The organism is Bordetella ansorpii (assembly GCF_900078315.1).
Lineage (GTDB): Bacteria > Pseudomonadota > Gammaproteobacteria > Burkholderiales > Burkholderiaceae_B > Bordetella > Bordetella ansorpii.
In genome coordinates, this window is the sequence record NZ_FKBS01000025.1 from 607,587 (window position 1) to 624,115 (window position 16,529).

General features: G+C 67.9%; 16 protein-coding genes and 1 pseudogene. 6 read left to right on the forward strand and 11 right to left on the reverse strand.

Annotated elements, in window-relative coordinates; genetic code table 11:
* The first annotated feature begins 39 nt into the window (after positions 1-39).
* From A7W11_RS20380 to A7W11_RS20395, 4 genes are read left to right on the forward strand one after another with little or no spacing between them, the layout of a single operon-like run.
* Positions 40-1,026 carry a Bug family tripartite tricarboxylate transporter substrate binding protein gene (locus A7W11_RS20380; protein ID WP_066418150.1) on the forward strand — a complete coding sequence of 329 codons (987 nt, stop codon included), beginning with the start codon at positions 40-42 and terminating at the stop codon, positions 1,024-1,026.
* 15 nt (positions 1,027-1,041) lie between these two features.
* Positions 1,042-2,547 carry a class I adenylate-forming enzyme family protein gene (locus tag A7W11_RS20385; RefSeq protein WP_066418161.1) on the forward strand — a complete coding sequence of 502 codons (1,506 nt, stop codon included), beginning with the start codon at positions 1,042-1,044 and terminating at the stop codon, positions 2,545-2,547.
* Positions 2,544-3,338, forward strand: a complete 795-nt coding sequence (locus tag A7W11_RS20390) for a citryl-CoA lyase (protein WP_066418164.1) — start codon at positions 2,544-2,546, stop codon at positions 3,336-3,338. Before A7W11_RS20385 ends, A7W11_RS20390 begins: the two co-directional genes overlap by 4 nt.
* A 55-nt stretch (positions 3,339-3,393) precedes the next feature.
* Positions 3,394-4,197, forward strand: a complete 804-nt coding sequence (locus tag A7W11_RS20395; protein WP_066418167.1) for an SDR family NAD(P)-dependent oxidoreductase — start codon at positions 3,394-3,396, stop codon at positions 4,195-4,197.
* A gap of 24 nt (positions 4,198-4,221) precedes the next feature.
* Here A7W11_RS20395 and A7W11_RS20400 read toward each other — a convergent pair whose 3' ends face one another.
* Together A7W11_RS20400 and A7W11_RS20405 are read right to left on the reverse strand one after the other, a co-directional pair.
* A complete protein-coding gene (locus A7W11_RS20400; RefSeq protein ID WP_066418169.1) occupies positions 4,222-5,787 on the reverse strand; it encodes a sulfatase-like hydrolase/transferase in 1,566 nt (521 codons plus the stop codon).
* Positions 5,788-5,798: 11 nt separating this feature from the next.
* The gene (locus A7W11_RS20405; RefSeq protein ID WP_066418170.1) at positions 5,799-6,773 is read right to left on the reverse strand and encodes a Bug family tripartite tricarboxylate transporter substrate binding protein; all 975 of its coding nucleotides are present in this window, start codon (positions 6,771-6,773) and stop codon (positions 5,799-5,801) included.
* A 127-nt stretch (positions 6,774-6,900) separates the two neighbouring features.
* Here A7W11_RS20405 and A7W11_RS20410 point away from each other — a divergent pair, with 127 nt between their 5' ends.
* Positions 6,901-7,419: a MarR family winged helix-turn-helix transcriptional regulator gene (locus A7W11_RS20410; protein WP_066418179.1), complete on the forward strand. Its 519-nt coding sequence runs from the start codon at positions 6,901-6,903 to the stop codon at positions 7,417-7,419.
* Positions 7,420-7,449: 30 nt separating this feature from the next.
* On the opposite strand, the gene A7W11_RS20415 is transcribed toward A7W11_RS20410, so the two are convergent.
* The 3 genes from A7W11_RS20415 to A7W11_RS20425 form a co-directional block, all read right to left on the reverse strand.
* The gene (locus tag A7W11_RS20415) at positions 7,450-8,442 is read right to left on the reverse strand and encodes a Bug family tripartite tricarboxylate transporter substrate binding protein (RefSeq protein ID WP_066418183.1); all 993 of its coding nucleotides are present in this window, start codon (positions 8,440-8,442) and stop codon (positions 7,450-7,452) included.
* Positions 8,439-9,638, reverse strand: a complete 1,200-nt coding sequence (locus A7W11_RS20420; protein ID WP_066418187.1) for a CaiB/BaiF CoA transferase family protein — start codon at positions 9,636-9,638, stop codon at positions 8,439-8,441. The genes A7W11_RS20415 and A7W11_RS20420 overlap by 4 nt, the downstream gene beginning before the upstream one ends.
* A 125-nt stretch (positions 9,639-9,763) precedes the next feature.
* A complete protein-coding gene (locus tag A7W11_RS20425; RefSeq protein WP_235816928.1) occupies positions 9,764-10,693 on the reverse strand; it encodes a hydroxymethylglutaryl-CoA lyase in 930 nt (309 codons plus the stop codon).
* 328 nt (positions 10,694-11,021) lie between these two features.
* Here A7W11_RS20425 and A7W11_RS20430 point away from each other — a divergent pair, with 328 nt between their 5' ends.
* Positions 11,022-11,750 (forward strand): IclR family transcriptional regulator, encoded by a 729-nt coding sequence (locus A7W11_RS20430; RefSeq protein WP_066418200.1) that lies wholly within the window; start codon positions 11,022-11,024, stop codon positions 11,748-11,750.
* A 17-nt stretch (positions 11,751-11,767) separates the two neighbouring features.
* Here the strand turns inward: A7W11_RS20430 and A7W11_RS28850 are convergent.
* The 6 genes and pseudogenes from A7W11_RS28850 to hemA all read right to left on the reverse strand — a co-directional run bounded on the left by A7W11_RS28850 (position 11,768) and on the right by hemA (position 16,504).
* Positions 11,768-12,054 (reverse strand): annotated as a pseudogene (locus A7W11_RS28850) (HigA family addiction module antitoxin).
* A gap of 108 nt (positions 12,055-12,162) precedes the next feature.
* Positions 12,163-12,723, reverse strand: a complete 561-nt coding sequence (locus A7W11_RS20440) for a UbiX family flavin prenyltransferase (protein ID WP_066418204.1) — start codon at positions 12,721-12,723, stop codon at positions 12,163-12,165.
* Between the two features lie 6 nt (positions 12,724-12,729).
* The gene (gene grxD, locus A7W11_RS20445; RefSeq protein ID WP_066125408.1) at positions 12,730-13,056 is read right to left on the reverse strand and encodes a Grx4 family monothiol glutaredoxin; all 327 of its coding nucleotides are present in this window, start codon (positions 13,054-13,056) and stop codon (positions 12,730-12,732) included.
* Positions 13,057-13,135: 79 nt separating this feature from the next.
* Entirely contained in the window at positions 13,136-13,948 is an 813-nt protein-coding gene (gene prmC / locus A7W11_RS20450) for a peptide chain release factor N(5)-glutamine methyltransferase (RefSeq protein WP_066418206.1), read from the reverse strand.
* 107 nt (positions 13,949-14,055) lie between these two features.
* A complete protein-coding gene (gene prfA, locus A7W11_RS20455; RefSeq protein ID WP_066419311.1) occupies positions 14,056-15,138 on the reverse strand; it encodes a peptide chain release factor 1 in 1,083 nt (360 codons plus the stop codon).
* 91 nt (positions 15,139-15,229) lie between these two features.
* Positions 15,230-16,504 (reverse strand): glutamyl-tRNA reductase, encoded by a 1,275-nt coding sequence (hemA, locus tag A7W11_RS20460; protein ID WP_066418208.1) that lies wholly within the window; start codon positions 16,502-16,504, stop codon positions 15,230-15,232.
* Positions 16,505-16,529: the final 25 nt, after the last annotated feature.

Consider the following 16,529-nt stretch of genomic DNA (forward strand, 5'->3'; position numbering starts at 1 on the left):
AGATCTGTCCAAATATTAGACAAAATCAGGAGACAACCCATGGTGTCGCTTCCCAGGCGCATTCGCGCCGCGCTCGTATCGGCCAGCATCTTGTTCACGGCCCAAGCCGCGACGGCCGCCGAAACCTATCCGCAACGTCCCATCACACTGGTCGTCGGCTACGCCGCGGGCGGCGCCACCGATATCGCCGCGCGGCTGATGGCCAAATCGCTGTCCGACGTACTGGGCCAGACCGTCGTGGTCGAGAACAGGACGGGAGCCAACAGCAACATCGGGGCCGAGATCGTGGCGCGCGCCAAACCCGATGGCTACACGCTCTACGTGGGTTCGATTGCCAACACGATCAACCGCACGCTCTATTCGCAGCTGAACTACGACTTCGTGAAGGATTTCGCCCCCATCGCGCTGCTGGCGACCATTCCGAACGTACTGGTGGTCAATCCCAAGGTGCCGGTCAAGACGGTGCAGCAGTACATCCATTACGCCAGGGAGCACCCGGGCAAGCTGACCTGCGCTTCGTCCGGCAACGGCTCGTCGATCCATCTGTCGTGCGAACTGTTCAAGATGCAGACCGCAGTGGACATTCTTCACGTGCCCTACCGCGGCAGCGGCCCGGCCGTGGCCGACCTCCTGGGCGGCCAGGTGGACTCCATGTTCGACAACCTGCCCTCCTCGCTGCCGCACGTGCAGGCAGGCAAACTGCGCGCCATCGGCGTGACCTCGGGCAGCCGGCTGGCATCCTTGCCGGACGTGCCCACGCTGAACGAGAGCGGGCTGAAGGATTTCGAGGTGCAGTCCTGGTTCGGGCTGATGGCCCCGGCCGCTACGCCCCAACCCGTCCTAAACCGGCTGAACGAGGCTGTCAACAAGGCGCTCGCCACCGCGAAGATCAAGCAGGCCTACGAAAAATCGGGCTTCTGGGCCCCGCCACCGCCCAACGCACGTTCGGACTATGCCGCATGGGTCGCCAGCGAGATCGACAAATGGGGCAAGGTGGTCCGAACCGCGAACCTCAAGGCCAATTGACCCGAGGAGTCCCAGGTGTATCCCATCGATTTTTTCTTCCGCGCCGCGCAGCGCCATCCCGGCCGCATCGCGCTGTCGGGGCCGCAAGGCAGTCTTCGCTACGCCGAGCTGGCCGCCCAGGTCCGCGCCCTGGCGGCCGCGCTGCAGGCGCTGGATCCCGAGCCGCAAAGCCGCATCGCCCTGTGCGCAGGCAACACCGCCGAACACATCCTGGCCCTGCTGGCGGTATTGGCCAGCGGCAAGATCTGGGTGCCGCTGAACTACCGCAGCACCGAACGCGAGATCGGCCGCATCCTCGACGCCACACAGCCCAGCATCATCATCGGCGATGAAAGCGGACTGCCGTTGCTGGGCCCCCCTGCCGCGGGACGGGTACACCTGCACGACGCCCCCGGCTCGCCCACGCTGGCATCGCTGCTGCACAGGCATGCGGGCCAGCAGCCGGCACGGCACGATCTGTCGCGCGACGCCACGCAGGCCATCAAGTTCACCGGTGGCACCACCGGATTGCCCAAGGGGGTGATGCAGCCCTACCGCGCCTGGAACGCGGGCATCGTCAACCAGATCGCCCACTGGAAACTGACGTGCGAAGACCGCTACGTGGTCTGCGCGCCCATCACCCATGGAACGGGCACCTACCTGCTGCCCGTGCTGGCGCAGGGGGGCACGCACCTCCTGCTGGACGGCAGCGGCCCCGCCGCCGTGACCCAGGCCTTCCGCGAACGCGGCGGCACGATGAGTTTCATGCCGCCGACCCTGATCTACATGTTGATGGCGCAGGAAGGCGTCTCGCGCGCCGACTTTCCCCGGCTGCGCAACCTGATCTACGGCGGGGCGCCCATGCCGCCCGAGCTGATCGACCGGGCCCGCGCGTTCTTCGGGCCGGTCCTGGGCACCACTTATGGCCAGACCGAGGCCCCGCAGATCGTCACCGTGCTGCCGCCCGGAGAACTGGAAGATCCCGCCAACCGTGGGTCGGTGGGCCGCTGCACCTGGTACTCCGAACTGGCCATCAAGGCGCCCGACGGCCACCTGCTGCCCGCCGGCGAAATGGGGGAAGTCGTGGTCCGCGGCGACCTGGTCATGACGGGCTATTGGCGGCTGCCGGACAAGACGGCCGAAACGCTGGTGGACGGCTGGCTGCACACGGGCGACGTGGGCCTGGTGGACGAACGCGGATTCCTGTTCCTGAAAGACCGCCTGCGCGACGTGATCATCACCGGCGGGTTCAACGTCTATCCGGTGGATGTCGAGAATGCCCTGTCCTCGCACCCCGCCGTCTACGAATGCGCGGTGTTCGGACTGCCCGACGAGAAATGGGGCGAAGCCGTGCACGCGGCAGTGCAGTTCCATCCCGGCTGCAGCGCCGACGCCCAGGCGTTGCAGGAGCACGTGCGCGGCCTGCTCGGTCCCGTGCAGACGCCCAAGCACATCCATGTTCACCAGAGCCTGCCGAAATCGTCGGTGGGCAAGGTGTTGAAGAACGCGGTGCGGGAAACCGCGCTGAAGGAGATCGCATGAGCACCCCCTCGCCTGAAACCCGGCTTTGTGCCCACCATCTGACGGGCATGTACTACCGTGACGCCGATCTGGTCGAGGACCTGATCGGAAAGAAGACGTTCACCGAAGTCATGGTCATGCAGATCCTGGGACGCGCGGCGCGGCCCGTGGATCTGCGGATCGTCGATGCCGTGCTGGTGACGTTGATGGAGCACGGCCTGACTCCCAGCGCCATCGCCACCCGGGTGGTCTACATGAGCGCCCCCGAAAACCTGCAGGGCGCGGTCGCGTCGGGGCTGATGGCCGTCGGCAGCCGGTTCGTGGGCACCATGGAGAACTGCTCCGGGTTGCTGGCGCGCATCCGCCAGGCCGCCGACGCGCCCGCCGAGGCCCGGGCCATCGCCCAGGAGCACCGGCAATCACGGCACGCACTGCCGGGCTTCGGCCACCATCTGCACAAACCCGACGATCCGCGCGCGGTGAAACTGCTTGCGCTGGCCGAAGCAGAACCCGACCTGCCCGGCGACTGGCTGCGCGCCCTGCGCCTGCTGGCGGACGCCATCGACCAGGCCTACGGCAAGCACATCACCATCAACGCAACGGGCGCCGTCGCGGCCCTGTTGGGTGAGATCGGCGTACCGACTGCCCTGATGCGTGGCTTTGCGGTGATCTCGCGCGCGGCCGGCCTCGTGTCGCACGTCGCGGAAGAACAGCAAAGTCCCTCGGGCCGGTTCATTTGGGAGACCATCGACGAAGCGATCCCCTACGTCGGCGCCGGCGTCTCGCACCAGCAGGACCGCAGCGCGACATGAGCGCAACGCCGCACGCACGAAGAACTGTCGCGGCACGCCGGTGCGGGGGCCTGCCATGAACGGCGGACCGCTGTCCGGCAAGGTGGCGCTGGTGGCCGGCGCTGGCAGCTCGGCGCCCGGCTGGAGCATCGGCAAGGCGAGCTGCGTGACGCTGGCGCGCCAAGGCGCGGCCGTGGTGGCGCTGGATCACGACCTGCAGGCCGCGCGGGACGCTGCCCAGGCCGTATCGCAAGCCGGCGGCCAGGCCCTGGCCGTCCAGGCGGACGTGGCCGACCCGCAGGCGATGCAGGCCGCGGTGAACGCGGCCCTGGCGCACTATGGGCGGATCGACATCCTGCAGGCCAATGCCGGAATCGGCAAGGTCGGCGGCATCGAGGACACCGAGCTGTCCGATTGGGAACGCATCCAGCAGGTCAACGTCACCAGCCTGCTGATTGCCACGCGGCTGGTCGTCCCCATCATGCGCCGGCAGGGCGGCGGCGCGATCGTGACGGTCTCTTCCATCGCGGGCCTCAGATACGTGGGCTATCCTCACCTGGCCTACAGCGTGACCAAGGCGGCCGTCATCCATTTTGCGCGCATGGCGGCGCAACAGTACGCTGCCGATGGCATCAGAGTGAACACCGTGGTGCCCGGCCTGATCGACACGCCTCGCGTGGCGGCAAACGTGGCGCGCATGTTCGACGCCGCCGATCTCGACGCCGCGCGCGCGGCCCGGGACCGGCAGGTCCCGATGCAGCGCATGGGCACACCGTGGGAAGTGGCCAATGCCGTGGCCTTCCTGGCTTCCGACGCGGCCTCGTACATCACCGGCACGGAATTGGTGGTCGACGGCGGCCTGACCGGCAAGTACGCCTAGGACACGGGCGAGCCGGGCGGGCGATCACCACTGCCCGAAGAACACTCCCGCCCGCTTGTGCGCGTTGGTGGCCTGCGCCACGGCCTCGTCGCCGAGGGTGGTGCGGCGCTTGCGGCGCGCGGCCCAGTCCAGCAATCCCCTGCGCAGTTGCACGCGCACGGCCTCGTGTGCGGCGCTGCGGCCAAGATCCTGAAACTCGCCGGGATCGGCCTGCAGGTCGTACAGCTGTTCGGGCTCGTCCAGCCAGTACACGTAGCGCCACCGGTCGGTGCGCACCGACCAGGCCCGCGCATTCTGCGGCGTCTTGCCCAGCAGCAGGCGCGCCTGCCGGAAGCTGTAGTCCAGCTCCGAGAACACGCAGTCCCGCCACGACGCCTCGCCGCGGCCATGCAGCAGCGTCTGCAAGGCACGGCCTTCGATACGATGCGCGGGCACGGGCAGGTCCAGCGCCTGCAACACCGTGGGCACCACGTCGACGCTTTCCACCATGTCGTGCAGCGCCCGTCCGCGCGTGGCGTCGGCCTCGCGGCTGGGATCCATCACGATGAAGGGCACGCGCTGCACGGTGTCGTAGAACAGCTCCTTCTCGCCCAGCCAGTGATCGCCCAGGAAATCGCCGTGATCGGCCGTGAACACGATGAGCGTGTCGTCCATGCGGCCCGCGCCTTCCATGTCGTCGAACAGGCGCCCGAGATGGTCGTCCAACTGATGGATCAGGCCCTGGTAAGCGGGGCGCACCCTGCGCACGCACTCGTCCATCGCGAAGCTCTGGCTTTCCTCGTGCTGCCGATAGGCCTGCAAGGCCGGATGCGCATGCTGCAACTCCTGCACGTTGCGCGATACCGGCAGGCATTGCTCGGGCGTGTACATGCGGTGATAGGGGGCGGGCGCCATGTACGGCCAATGCGGCTTCACGTAGCTCAGGTGCAGCACCCAGGGCTGGTCGCCGCGCCGGCGCATGAAGTCCAGCGCCTGGTCGGTCATGTAGGCCGTCTCGGAATGCGCCTCTTGCACGCGCGACGGCAGGTGCGTGTTGCGCATGTGCCAGCCGCTGACCACCTGGCCCTGCTCGTCGATGCCGGCGATGACGTAATCGGTCCAGGGATCCGCAGAATCGTAGCCATGGCGCCGCAGGAAGGCGGGATAGCCGCTTTCCTCGCCCGGCTCGTGATGGCCGTCGTAGCGGTCCAGTTCGACGAAGCCGCCGCGCGCCAGCAGTTCCCCCAGTTCCGAGCCGCCGTCGATCGCCAGCCGCGCCATGCCGGCCTTGTCCGGGATGACGTGGGTCTTGCCCGCCAGCGCCAGCTTGTGGCCGCCGCTGGCCAGGTATTCGCCCAGCGTCACCTCGCCCACCGACAAGGGAACGCGGTTCCAGGTCGTGCCGTGGCTGGAGGGATAGCGGCCCGTGTAGTAGCTCATGCGCGACGGCCCGCACACGCCCGAATTGACGAAGGCCCGCGTGAAGCGCACGCCGCGCGCGGCCAGCGCATCCAGGTTCGGCGTGCGCAGATAAGGATGGCCGTAACAGCCGAGATGATCGGCGCGCAGCTGGTCCGCCATGATGAAAAGCACGTTGCGTATCTTACCCATCGCCGGCCTCCTTACTGCGTGGCGGTGAAGCCGGAAGCGCGCACGGGCGGCTCCCATTGCTGCCTGTAGGCCTGCAGGCGGCGGGCGGTCTCGGCCGCGTCGGACACCACGGGCGCCAGGTTCACGGCACGGATGGCCTGCTGCAGGGCGGGCTCGCGCATCACCGCCTCGATCTCCTTGCCCAGTCTGGCCGCCTGCTCCTTCGGCATGGCCGACGAGGCGAAGAATGCGTTCCAGCCGTCGGCGGACAGGTCGATGCCGCTTTCACGGAAGGTGGGCACGTCGGGCAGGGCCGGATCGCGTCTGTCGGCGGAGATCGCCAGAATGCGGATCTTGCCGCCCTGGTGCTGCGGCAGCAGCGTATCCAGCGTGTCGATGGCCTGCGGCAGGATGCCGCCGATCAGTTCGGACGTCAGCGGCGCCGAACCGCGATAACCCACCACCTCGGGCTGCTGGCCGATCTGCTGGCCGAACATCAGCGCGAAAAAGTGCGGCAGGCTGCCGGTGGCGGGCACCCCCACGGTGAATTGCTTGGGGTTCTCCTTCACCCACTTGCGCAGCGCCGCCACGTCATGGATGGGCGAACTGGCCGATACCGCCAGCGCGAAGTGATAGCTGCTGACCAGCGACACGGGCTGGAAATCGCGCGCCGCGTCGTAGCCCGGCTGGGCATACACCAGCGGCGCCACCACCATTACCGCCGGGTTGGCCAGCATCAGCGTGCTGCGTGCGACGTCCTCGTGCGCATTGCGCAGGTACTGCGCGGCGATGCGTCCGCCCGCCCCTGTCTTGTTCTCCACGATCACCGAGGTGCGCAGCTTGTCCTTGAGCCGGTCCGCCACCAGGCGCGCCACACGGTCGGAACTGCCGCCGGGCGGATAGCCGACCACGATGGTCAGCGGCTTGCCCGCCTCCTGCCCCACGGCGGCGGGCGCCGCGGCAAACAGCGCCCAGACCGCCAGCGCGGCCATCATCCAGGTACGCATCTCATGTCTCCCTTGTCTATCGTTGTAGGAAATAGGAGAAATGAATTTAGCAACGCGGGGATTTATTGATCTAATCCAGTATCCGGCATAAGCCCATAACCCTATAAAACGGCCGGAAGGAGGCAACATGTCCCATCCCAACGCCGCCCAGGCCACGCTGGACGACATGCTGATGTACCGCCTGTACCAGGCGTGGTTCCAGTCCAGCCCGGTCTTCGTGCGGCTGTGCGAAGGCCGCTTCGGCATCACCCGCAGAGAATGGCGCGTGCTGGCCTGTGCGGTCGAGCACGGCCCGATGACGTCTGCCGACCTGGCCGCCACGGCCAAGCTGGACCTGGCGCGCACCTCGCGCACGCTGGGCGTGCTGTGCGAGAAAGGCTGGCTGCGGCGCGTGCAGGAGGGCGATGACCGGCGCGTGGTGCAGGTCGAGGCCACGGACGGCGGGCACGACTGCTACGACGCGCTGATGCCGGAAGTACAGCGCCTGAACGATCTGTTGACGCAAGACCTGACGGCCGACGAAGTCGCGCAACTGCGCACGTTGCTGGCGCGCGTCGAGCAACGCGGCCTGGCGATGTCGCAGCAGAACCTGGTATCCGAGAAGGCAAGCCGGCGCAGCGGCGGCACGCGGCGCGTGCGCGCCTGAACCGCCGCCGTGGCGCGGCAAGCGCCGCGCTCAACCCAGTGTGATCTTCGCGTCCGCGATCAACCCCGCCCACTTCTTCTGCTCGGCCGCCAGGTACTGCCGCGCATGCTCGGCGCTGCCGCCCATCGGCTGGCTGCCTTCGCTGGCCAGATACTTCCTGGTAGCCGGATTGGCCAGCACCTTTTCCATCACGCCGTTCAGCTTCTCGACCACGCCCTGGGGCGTATTGGCCGGCGCCACCAGCACCTTCCAGTCCAGCGCCTCGAAGCCGGGAAAACCGGATTCGGCCACGGTCGGCACGTCGGGCAGGATCGTCAGACGCTCGCCCGACGTCACCGCCAACGCGCGCAGCACCTTGCCGCGCACCATCTCCTGGACGGCGGGCGCCGTCGAGAACATATAGTCGGTGTTGCTGCCCAGCAGATCGTTCAGCGCCGGGGCCGCGCCCTTGTAAGGCACGTTCAGCACCTTGAACTTCGCGTCGTAGGCCAGCAGCTCGCCGGCCAGGTGGCCGACGGTGCCGGTGCCCGCCAGCGCCTGCTTGACCTCGCCCGGCCTGGCCTGCGCGGCCTTGACCACGTCCTGCACGGACTGCCAGGGCGAATTCGCCCGCACCACCAGGATCACGGGCAGCGACGCCACCAGCGCCACCGGCGTGAAATCCTTGGCCGCGTCGAACGGCATGTTGGGCAACAGCGCCGGGTTGATCGCCAGGTTGGCCGTCTGGCCCATGCCCAGCATGTAGCCATCGGGCTGCGAACGCGCCACCTGGTCCAGCCCGATGTTGCCGCCCGCGCCGGGACGGTTCTCGACCACCACGCTCCACCCCGCCTCGGCGGCGATCTTCTCGGCGGTCATGCGCGCCATCGCATCGGTGCCGCCGCCCGGCGTGTAGGGCACGACCAGCCGGATCGGGCGCTTGCCCGGAAACTCGGACTGCTGGGCGAACGCCTGGGTCCAGGCGGGCAAGGCGCCCGACGCCAGCGCGGCGCCCAGCAATTGCCGGCGAGTAAGGGAAATCATGATGTGCTGTCTCCTTGTGTGATTTGTCTTGCCTTCATGGATTCGATGTCCGCGTCGGCATAGCCCGCCTGCCGCAACAGCGCCTCGGTGTGTTCGCCGATGCGCGGCGGCTGCAGGCGGACGGGGGGCTGGGCGCCGCCCAGCGTGAAAGGCGCCAACGGCACGCGCGAGGTGCTGCCGTCGTTCATGCGTATCGGCGCCAGGCCGCCGGTGGCGGCCAGATGGGGATCGTCGAACAGCTGTTCGGGACGCGTGATGGGCGCGAAGGGCAGGCCCTCGGCCTCGAACACCTGCGCCAGCTCGGCCGCGCTGCGCTGCGCCAGCCGGCTGCGCAGTTCGGGCATCATCCATTCACGCGCCTGCACGCGGTCGTTGTTGGTGGCCAGGCGCGGGTCGGCCAGCAGGTCGTCCATGCCGAAGGCGCGGCAGAATATCTTCCACTGCTTGTCGCTGACCACCGCCAGGAAGATCTGCTGCCCGTCCTTCACGGTAAATACGTCGTACACCGCCCAGGCGGCCACGCGGCTGGGCATGGGCGCGGGCGCACGGCCCGTGGCGGCGTACTGCAGCATGTGCTGGCCCATCAGGAACACGTTGTTCTCGAACAGCGAGGCCTCGACGTGCGTGCCCAGGCCCGTCTTCTCACGCTGCGCCAGAGCGGCCATCACGCCGATGGCGCCGAACATGCCGCCCATGATGTCGTTGACGCTGGTGCCCGCGCGCACGGGATCACCCGGCCGGCCCGTCATGTACGCCAGCCCGCCCATCATCTGCACGACTTCGTCCAGTGCCGTGCGGTTGTCGTAGGGGCCGGCCAGGAAGCCCTTGTGGCTGACGTAGATCAGCCGTGGATTGCGGGCCGCAAGCGTCTCGTAGCCCAGGCCCAGCTTGTCCATCACGCCGCTCTTGAAGTTCTCGCTGACGATGTCGGCCGTGTCGATCAGGCGCAGCGCGGCTTGCACGCCTTCGGGCTGCTTCAGGTCCAGCACCACGCTTTTCTTGTTGCGGTTGAACATGGGGAAGAAGCCGGAGCCCGAGCCCAGCAGCCGGCGCGTGCTGTCGCCGCCCACCGGCTCGATCTTGATGACCTCGGCGCCCAGGTCGCCCAGCAGCATGCCGCAGGTCGGCCCCATGACCATGTGGGTGAATTCGATGACGCGGATGCCCTCGTAGGGCAAGGGGTTTGCAGCGGACATGGGCTTCTTTGGAAACATGGTGGAACAACGCGCGGCGGGGTGAGCGCGCACGCGGTGGGGGAACCCGCGCGGCAGCGCGAGTTCGGAAGACACGCCATCAACGGCGCCCGTGCAGTGCGGCCTGTTCAAACCAACTGCGCGAAGCCCTTGGGCAATCCGGCGTCCGGCGTCATGCCGTAGAGCGGCTCGCCCGGCAGCCCGGCCGCCAGCGGCACGCGCGCGGCCACGATCCGGTCCAGGTCGATGCCGGTGCGCACACCCATGGCCTCGAACATGAACACCAGGTCTTCCGTGACCACGTTGCCCGAGGCGCCCGGCGCATAGGGACAGCCGCCCAGCCCGCCCAGCGAGCTGTCGAACGTGCGCACGCCCTCGTCCCACGCCGCCAGGCAGTTGGCCAGTCCCAGGCCGCGCGTGTTGTGCATGTGCGCGGCGCCGGCATGCGTGCCGATCTCTTGCCGCAGGCGGCGGAACAGGCGGCGCACCTGAGCAGGATTCGCATAGCCCACGGTGTCGGACAGGCCGGACTCGTCCGCCCCCGCCGCGATGCAGGCAGCGGCCAGGCGGATGACGTCGTCCTCGTCCACCTCGCCTTGCAGCGTGCAGCCGAAGGCGGTGGAGATGCCGGCTTCCAGCTTCACGCCCGGCGCGATCTCGTCGCGCAGGCGGGCAATGGCGCGCACCTCGTCGACCATTTCCATGGGCGTCTTGCGCACGTTGGCCAGGCTGTGGGCGTGGCTGGCCGATACCGGCATGGTCAGCTTGTGCACGCCCGCGCGCAACGCGTTCTCGGCGCCGCGTCGATTGGGCACCAGCGCCATCACGGTGAGGCCAGGATGGCGCAACGCGTGCTGCACGACTTCGGCGGCGTCGGCCATCTGCGGCAGCAGCTTGGGCGGCACGAAGGATGCCACTTCGATCTCGCGCACGCCGGCGGCGACCAGGGCGTCGATCCAGCGGGCCTTGGCCTCGGTGGGCATGGTGGCGCCCACGGACTGCAGGCCGTCGCGCGGGCCGACCTCGCTGATGAGGACGTCTGGGGTGTTGTGGTCCAAGGGAATGTCTCGCTCCATTCTTGTAAATTCTATTAGACAGAATTATATTCTTTCTTATGAAACACATTCTGCGCCTGATGCGTCGGTGGTGTCAATCCGGGCAATCGGGCAAGTGCGCCCGGTGAAGACGGCGCGCGGTCCGCACGGCCATGCGCTGGCGTGAACGAAAAGGCACGTCGTGGCCACGGCAACGTGACGGCGCACCCGGACAGCGCCTGCAGGCGGCCTCACGCCTGCTCCAAGGCCATCCCGTCCCATCGACGCATAAAATCCAAAGCCCGCTGAGTCCTGGCCCGATCCCCGCCGCCGCCCTCTTCCAAGGAATGCCATGCCGAAGAAAGCCTCCACCGAATCCGTCGCCGACGCGGCCGCCGCGCCTGGCGGCGTGGCGGCGGTCGATCGCGCGCTGAGCCTGGTCGCCGCGTTCCGGCCGGGCGATGCGGCATTGGGCTTGGCCGACCTGGCCGAGCGCACGCGCCTGTACAAAAGCACCGTGCTGCGCCTGCTGGCCTCGCTGGAACACGCGCGCTGGATACAGCGGCTGGACGATGGCCGCTACGCATTGGGGCCGGAGATCGCGCGCATGCACGCGCGGTACGCGTCCGCGTTCTCGCTGGAACACGTCGTGGTGCCGGTGCTGCGCGACCTGGTGGCCGCCACCGGCGAAAGCGCCGCCTATCACGTGCGCCAGGGCGACGCGCGGCTATGCCTGTACCGGGTGGACTCGCCCAGCCCCATCCGCGACTTCATCAAGGCGGGCGACCTGCTGCCATTGAACCGGGGCACCGGCGGGCGCGTGCTGACGGCCTACGACCCCGTGCTGGGCCAGGCCGAGGGACCGGATCGTGAGTTATATGCGCGCATCCGCGCGGACGGCTATTTCGCCGCCGTGGGCGACCGCCTGGCCGAAGTCGCGGGCATCACCGTGCCGGTGCTGCGCGACGACGGCACGATCTGCGCCGCCGTCACGCTGACGGCGCCAGCGCATCGCTACAAGGCGGAAAACCTGAAGGCCGTGCAGGCGGCGGCGGCCAGTTTGCGGGGGCTGGTGGGGTAACTCCGCCAGCGCTTGCGTCAGTGAACGCCGATGGACGATACCAACGGCGTCACGGGCGGCTGCTCGTGCTGCAGCGCCTGCCATGGATCGTAGTTGGCTTGCATGGCGATCCAGGCCTGGGCGGTACTGGCTCCGGCCAGTTCCAGACGAACTGCCAGATCGGGACTGATCCCGCCTTGCCGTTCAAGACACGCGACAACACGACGCGGGAGATGACCAGCCGTTGCGCCGCCTCGGTTACGGACAGGCCTAGGGGAGCCAGAACATCTTCCTGGAGCACTTCGCCGGGATGCGGGGGGGTCATGCAACATGGCAGGCGCTCCAGCTATGAATGCCAAGAATCAGCTCGGCCTCAAATGCTACAAACAAAGGCGGGCCCAGGCTGGCAAGCACCAGAAAACCCAGACCAGTCCTACGTCCCTTCCCACGTCGGCCCCGGCACCTGGATATCGAACATATCCAGCACCCGCGCCACGGTGTGGTCGACCATCTCTTCGATCGACGTCGGGCGGTGATAGAACGCCGGCAGCGGCGGGAAGATGATGCCGCCCATCTCGGTGACGGCCGTCATGTTGCGCAGGTGCGCCAGATTGAACGGCGTCTCGCGCACCATCATCACCAGCCGGCGCCGCTCTTTGAGCGTGACGTCGGCGGCGCGGGTGATGAGGTTGTCGGACAGGCCATGCGCCACGGCCGCCAGCGTGCGCATCGAGCACGGCACGATGACCATGCCGGCCGTCTGGAACGCGCCGCTGGCCAGCGTGGCGCCCACGGCGCGCACGTTGTGCACGTGATCGGCCAGCGCCTGGACCTCGTTGCGGCCGATGTCGAGCTCATGCTGGATATTCAGCACGCCCGAGGCCGAGATGACCAGGTGCGATTCCACGTCGGGCACATCCTGCAGGACCTGCAGCATGCGTACCGCGTACAGAGAGCCGGTGGCCCCCGTGATGCCGACAACCAGCCGCCGCATCGGACGTCAGGCCGTTGCGCCGGACGCGTCCAGCAACTGCTTCAGTTCGCCGTTCTCGTTCATCTCGTTCATGATGTCCGAACCGCCGATGAATTCGCCGCTGACGTACAACTGCGGAATGGTGGGCCAGTTCGAGAAGTCCTTGATGCCCTGGCGCACTTCGCCGTCTTCCAGCACGTTGACGGTGACCAGCTTCTTCACGCCACAGCCCTTCAGGATCTGGATCGCCTTGCCGGAAAAGCCGCATTGCGGAAACTGGGCCGTGCCCTTCATGAACAGCACCACGGGATGCTGGGTCACGGTTTCACGGATGAATTCTTGCACGTCGCTCATGGTGGTCTCGCAGAGGGAATGGGGTTCCGGATGGAATCAGGCCATCAACCTATATGGGGATGGTCCGGCAATACGTCAATTATAGGTACCCGCCGGAAATCCGCTCGATCCCGGCCAGGTCGCGGCGGCTGGCGACGTTGCCGAAACCGGCGGCGCGCAACTGCTCGCGCACGGCCTCGGCCTGATCCCAGCCATGTTCCATCCACAGCGCGCCGCCCGGCGCCAGCCAGGCGGGCGCGTCGGCGGCGATGCGCGCCAGCGCGCCCAGGCCGTCGGCGCCATCCGTCAGCGCGCCGCGGGGCTCGTGGCGCAGGTCGCCCTGCGCCAAGTGCTGGTCGGCGCTGTGGATATACGGGGGATTGGACACGATCAGGTCGAAGCGCTCGCCCGCCGGCAGCGCACCGAACCAGTCGCCGTGCAACAGGCGCAGCCGGGCGCCGAGCCGGCTGGCATTGTCGGTGGCCACGGCCAGCGCCGCGGCGCTGCAGTCGGTGGCGGTGACGACGGCCTGTGAACGCGCCAGCGCCACCGAGATCGCGATGGCGCCGCTGCCCGTGCCCAGGTCCAGCACCGTGGCGCCGGGCTTGCGGGAAATCGCCTCGATGGCGGTTTCCACCAGCAGTTCGGTATCGGGACGCGGAATCAGCACGTCGGGCGTCACCCGGAACGTGTGTCCCATGAATTCGCGCTCGCCCAGCAGATAAGCCATGGGCTCGCCGGCCAGGCGCCGCTCGGCCAGCGCACGGTACAGCTCGGCGGCCACGGCGGGCGCGGGATCGGTATCGTGGGCCAGCAGCCAGGCACGCGGCTTGTTCAGGGCGTGTTCCAGCAGCATGCGCACTTCCAGGCGCGGCAGGCGCGAGTCGTGCAACAGGTCGATGATGCGCGTCATGGATGGTCGGCGGCGATGGATGGAGACGGCGAGCTTGCCACGCAATGGTTTCCACGGAATGCGTCGCGGCAAGAATGTCGCGATCTCCCCCTAGAAACCAGAATGCGTTAGACCTCGTCGCCCAGGGCCGCCAGTTGCTCGGCCTGGTGTTCGGAGATCAGCGCGCCTGTCAATTCTTCCAGGTCGCCTTCCATGATCTGCTGCAGCTTGTACAGCGTCAGGTTGATGCGGTGGTCCGTCACGCGGCCCTGCGGGAAGTTGTAGGTGCGGATGCGTTCGGAACGATCGCCCGAACCGATCAGGCTCTTGCGCTCGGCGGCCTCCTTGCTCTGTCGCGCACGCAATTCCTGGTCTTTCAGGCGCGCGGCCAGCACCTGCATTGCCTTGTCCTTGTTGCGGTGCTGCGAGCGGTCGTCCTGGCACTCCACCACCAGGCCCGTGGGCAAGTGGGTGATGCGCACGGCCGAGTCGGTCTTGTTGATGTGCTGCCCGCCCGCGCCGCTGGCGCGGAACGTGTCGATGCGCAGGTCGCTGGGGTTGATGACGATCTCGCTCATCTCGTCGGCCTCGGGCATCACCGCCACCGTGCATGCCGACGTGTGGATGCGGCCCTGCGCCTCGGTGGCGGGGACGCGCTGCACGCGATGCGCGCCCGACTCGAACTTCAGGCGGCCATAGGCGCCGTCGCCGTCGATACGCGCGATCACTTCCTTGTAGCCGCCCAGTTCCGAGGGGCTTTCCGACATCAGTTCCACACGCCAGCCGCGCGTTTCGGCGAAGCGCGTGTACATGCGCAGCAGGTCGCCCGAGAACAGCGCGCTTTCGTCGCCGCCCGTGCCCGCGCGGATTTCCAGGAACAGGCTGCGGCCATCGTCGGGATCGCGCGGCAGCAGCAGCAACTGCAGTTCGCCTTCCAGCGTTTCCAGGCGCGTCTTGCCCGCCTTCAGTTCTTCTTCCGCCATCTCGCGCATGTCGGGGTCGGACAGCATCTCTTGCGCCGCGGCGATGTCGCCCTCGGTCGCCTCGAAGGTCTTGAAGGCGATGGCGACAGGCTCGACCTCGGCACGCTCGCGCGACAGCTTGCGGAAGCGGTCCATGTCGGACGCGGACTCGGGATCGGCCAGCAAGGCATCGATCTCGATCAGGCGATGGGCCAGCTGTTCCAGCCGGCTGCGCATGGAAGCTTTCATCAGCGGAAATACCAAATAAAGGGGGAAATCGGCACGGCGGGCGCCCGCGAGGCGAACGTCCGCCGCCAAAGAGGCGGCGCGTTGCGGGACGCTAACGGCGCGTGTCGCGGCTGGGGAACAGGCGCGGCATCCAGCCCAGCAATTGCCGGCGCTCGTCGCCTTCGCTGCGGTTGAGCGCCGCCAGCGGGCCGTGCAGGTACTTCTGGGTCAGGCCGTGCGCCAGTTGTTCAAGCACGGCTTCGGGGGAATCGCCACGCGCCAGCATGCGGCGGGCGCGCTCGAGTTCGGCGGCCTGCACGTCGGCGGCGGCCTGGTGCAGGTCGCGGATGACCGGCACCACTTCGCGCGATTGCATCCAGTGCATGAAGCCCTGGACGCGGGTTTCGATGATGGCCTCGGCCTGCACCACCGCCGCGCGGCGCGCGTCGGTGCCGGTTTGCACCAGGCGGCCCAGGTCGTCGACGGAATACAGGTAGATATCGTCCAGGCGGCCGACTTCGGGTTCGATATCGCGCGGCACGGCCAGGTCGATCATGACCATGGGACGGTGGCGGCGCAGCTTGGTGGCGCGCTCGACCATGCCCAGGCCCATGATGGGCAGGGAACTGGCCGTACAGGACACCACCACGTCGAATTCGGACAGGCGGTCGCCCAGCTCGGCCAGCTTCATGGTGCCGGCGGCGAAGCGGCCCGCCAGCGTCTCGGCGCGCTCGGTGGTGCGATTGGCCACCACCATGCTGTGCGGACGCTGCGCGGCGAAGTGCGTGGCACAGAGTTCGATCATCTCGCCCGCGCCGATGAACAGCACGCGCGCCTGATCCAGCTTGCCGAACACGCGCTCGGCCAGGCGCACCGCGGCGGCGGCCATGGACACCGACTGCGCGCCGATGGCGGTTTGCGAACGGACTTCCTTGGCCACCGAGAAGGTGCGCTGGAACAGTTGATGCAGCAGCGTGCCCAGCGAACCGGCCTCGTCGGCGGCACGGATGGCGTCCTTCATCTGGCCCAGGATCTGCGGCTCGCCCAGCACCATGGAGTCGAGCCCGCTGGCCACGCGGAACGCGTGACGCACGGCTTCATCCTGGCGATGGCGGTACAGATGGGGGTCGAGCGAGACGGCTTCGATGCGGTTGTGCTCGGCCAGCCACGCCGGCAGTTGCTCGGCCACCTGCGGCTCGGCCGCACAGTAGACCTCGGTGCGATTACAGGTGGACAGGATGGCGGCTTCGCGCACCGATCCACCGAATGCCGCCCGCAACCCTTCCAGCGCCGGACGCACCAGATCGACGGGCATGGACACGCGCTCGCGCACCGAGACCGGGGCGGAGGTGTGATTCAGACCGAAGGCAAGAACGGCGACGGACATCGTGGCAGGTGTGCGCGACCCGGAA

Coding starts and splice junctions, on each gene's coding strand:
- A7W11_RS20410 (WP_066418179.1), top strand. CDS start 6,901: ATGTCCCATCCCAACGCCGCCCAGGCCACGCTGGACGACATGCTGATG.
- prfA (WP_066419311.1), bottom strand. CDS start 15,138: ATGAAAGCTTCCATGCGCAGCCGGCTGGAACAGCTGGCCCATCGCCTG.
- A7W11_RS20390 (WP_066418164.1), top strand. CDS start 2,544: ATGAGCACCCCCTCGCCTGAAACCCGGCTTTGTGCCCACCATCTGACG.
- A7W11_RS20430 (WP_066418200.1), top strand. CDS start 11,022: ATGCCGAAGAAAGCCTCCACCGAATCCGTCGCCGACGCGGCCGCCGCG.
- A7W11_RS20380 (WP_066418150.1), top strand. CDS start 40: ATGGTGTCGCTTCCCAGGCGCATTCGCGCCGCGCTCGTATCGGCCAGC.
- A7W11_RS20440 (WP_066418204.1), bottom strand. CDS start 12,723: ATGCGGCGGCTGGTTGTCGGCATCACGGGGGCCACCGGCTCTCTGTAC.
- A7W11_RS20405 (WP_066418170.1), bottom strand. CDS start 6,773: ATGCGTACCTGGATGATGGCCGCGCTGGCGGTCTGGGCGCTGTTTGCC.
- A7W11_RS20420 (WP_066418187.1), bottom strand. CDS start 9,638: ATGTCCGCTGCAAACCCCTTGCCCTACGAGGGCATCCGCGTCATCGAA.
- prmC (WP_066418206.1), bottom strand. CDS start 13,948: ATGACGCGCATCATCGACCTGTTGCACGACTCGCGCCTGCCGCGCCTG.
- A7W11_RS20400 (WP_066418169.1), bottom strand. CDS start 5,787: ATGGGTAAGATACGCAACGTGCTTTTCATCATGGCGGACCAGCTGCGC.
- grxD (WP_066125408.1), bottom strand. CDS start 13,056: ATGAGCGACGTGCAAGAATTCATCCGTGAAACCGTGACCCAGCATCCC.
- hemA (WP_066418208.1), bottom strand. CDS start 16,504: ATGTCCGTCGCCGTTCTTGCCTTCGGTCTGAATCACACCTCCGCCCCG.
- A7W11_RS20415 (WP_066418183.1), bottom strand. CDS start 8,442: ATGATTTCCCTTACTCGCCGGCAATTGCTGGGCGCCGCGCTGGCGTCG.
- A7W11_RS20395 (WP_066418167.1), top strand. CDS start 3,394: ATGAACGGCGGACCGCTGTCCGGCAAGGTGGCGCTGGTGGCCGGCGCT.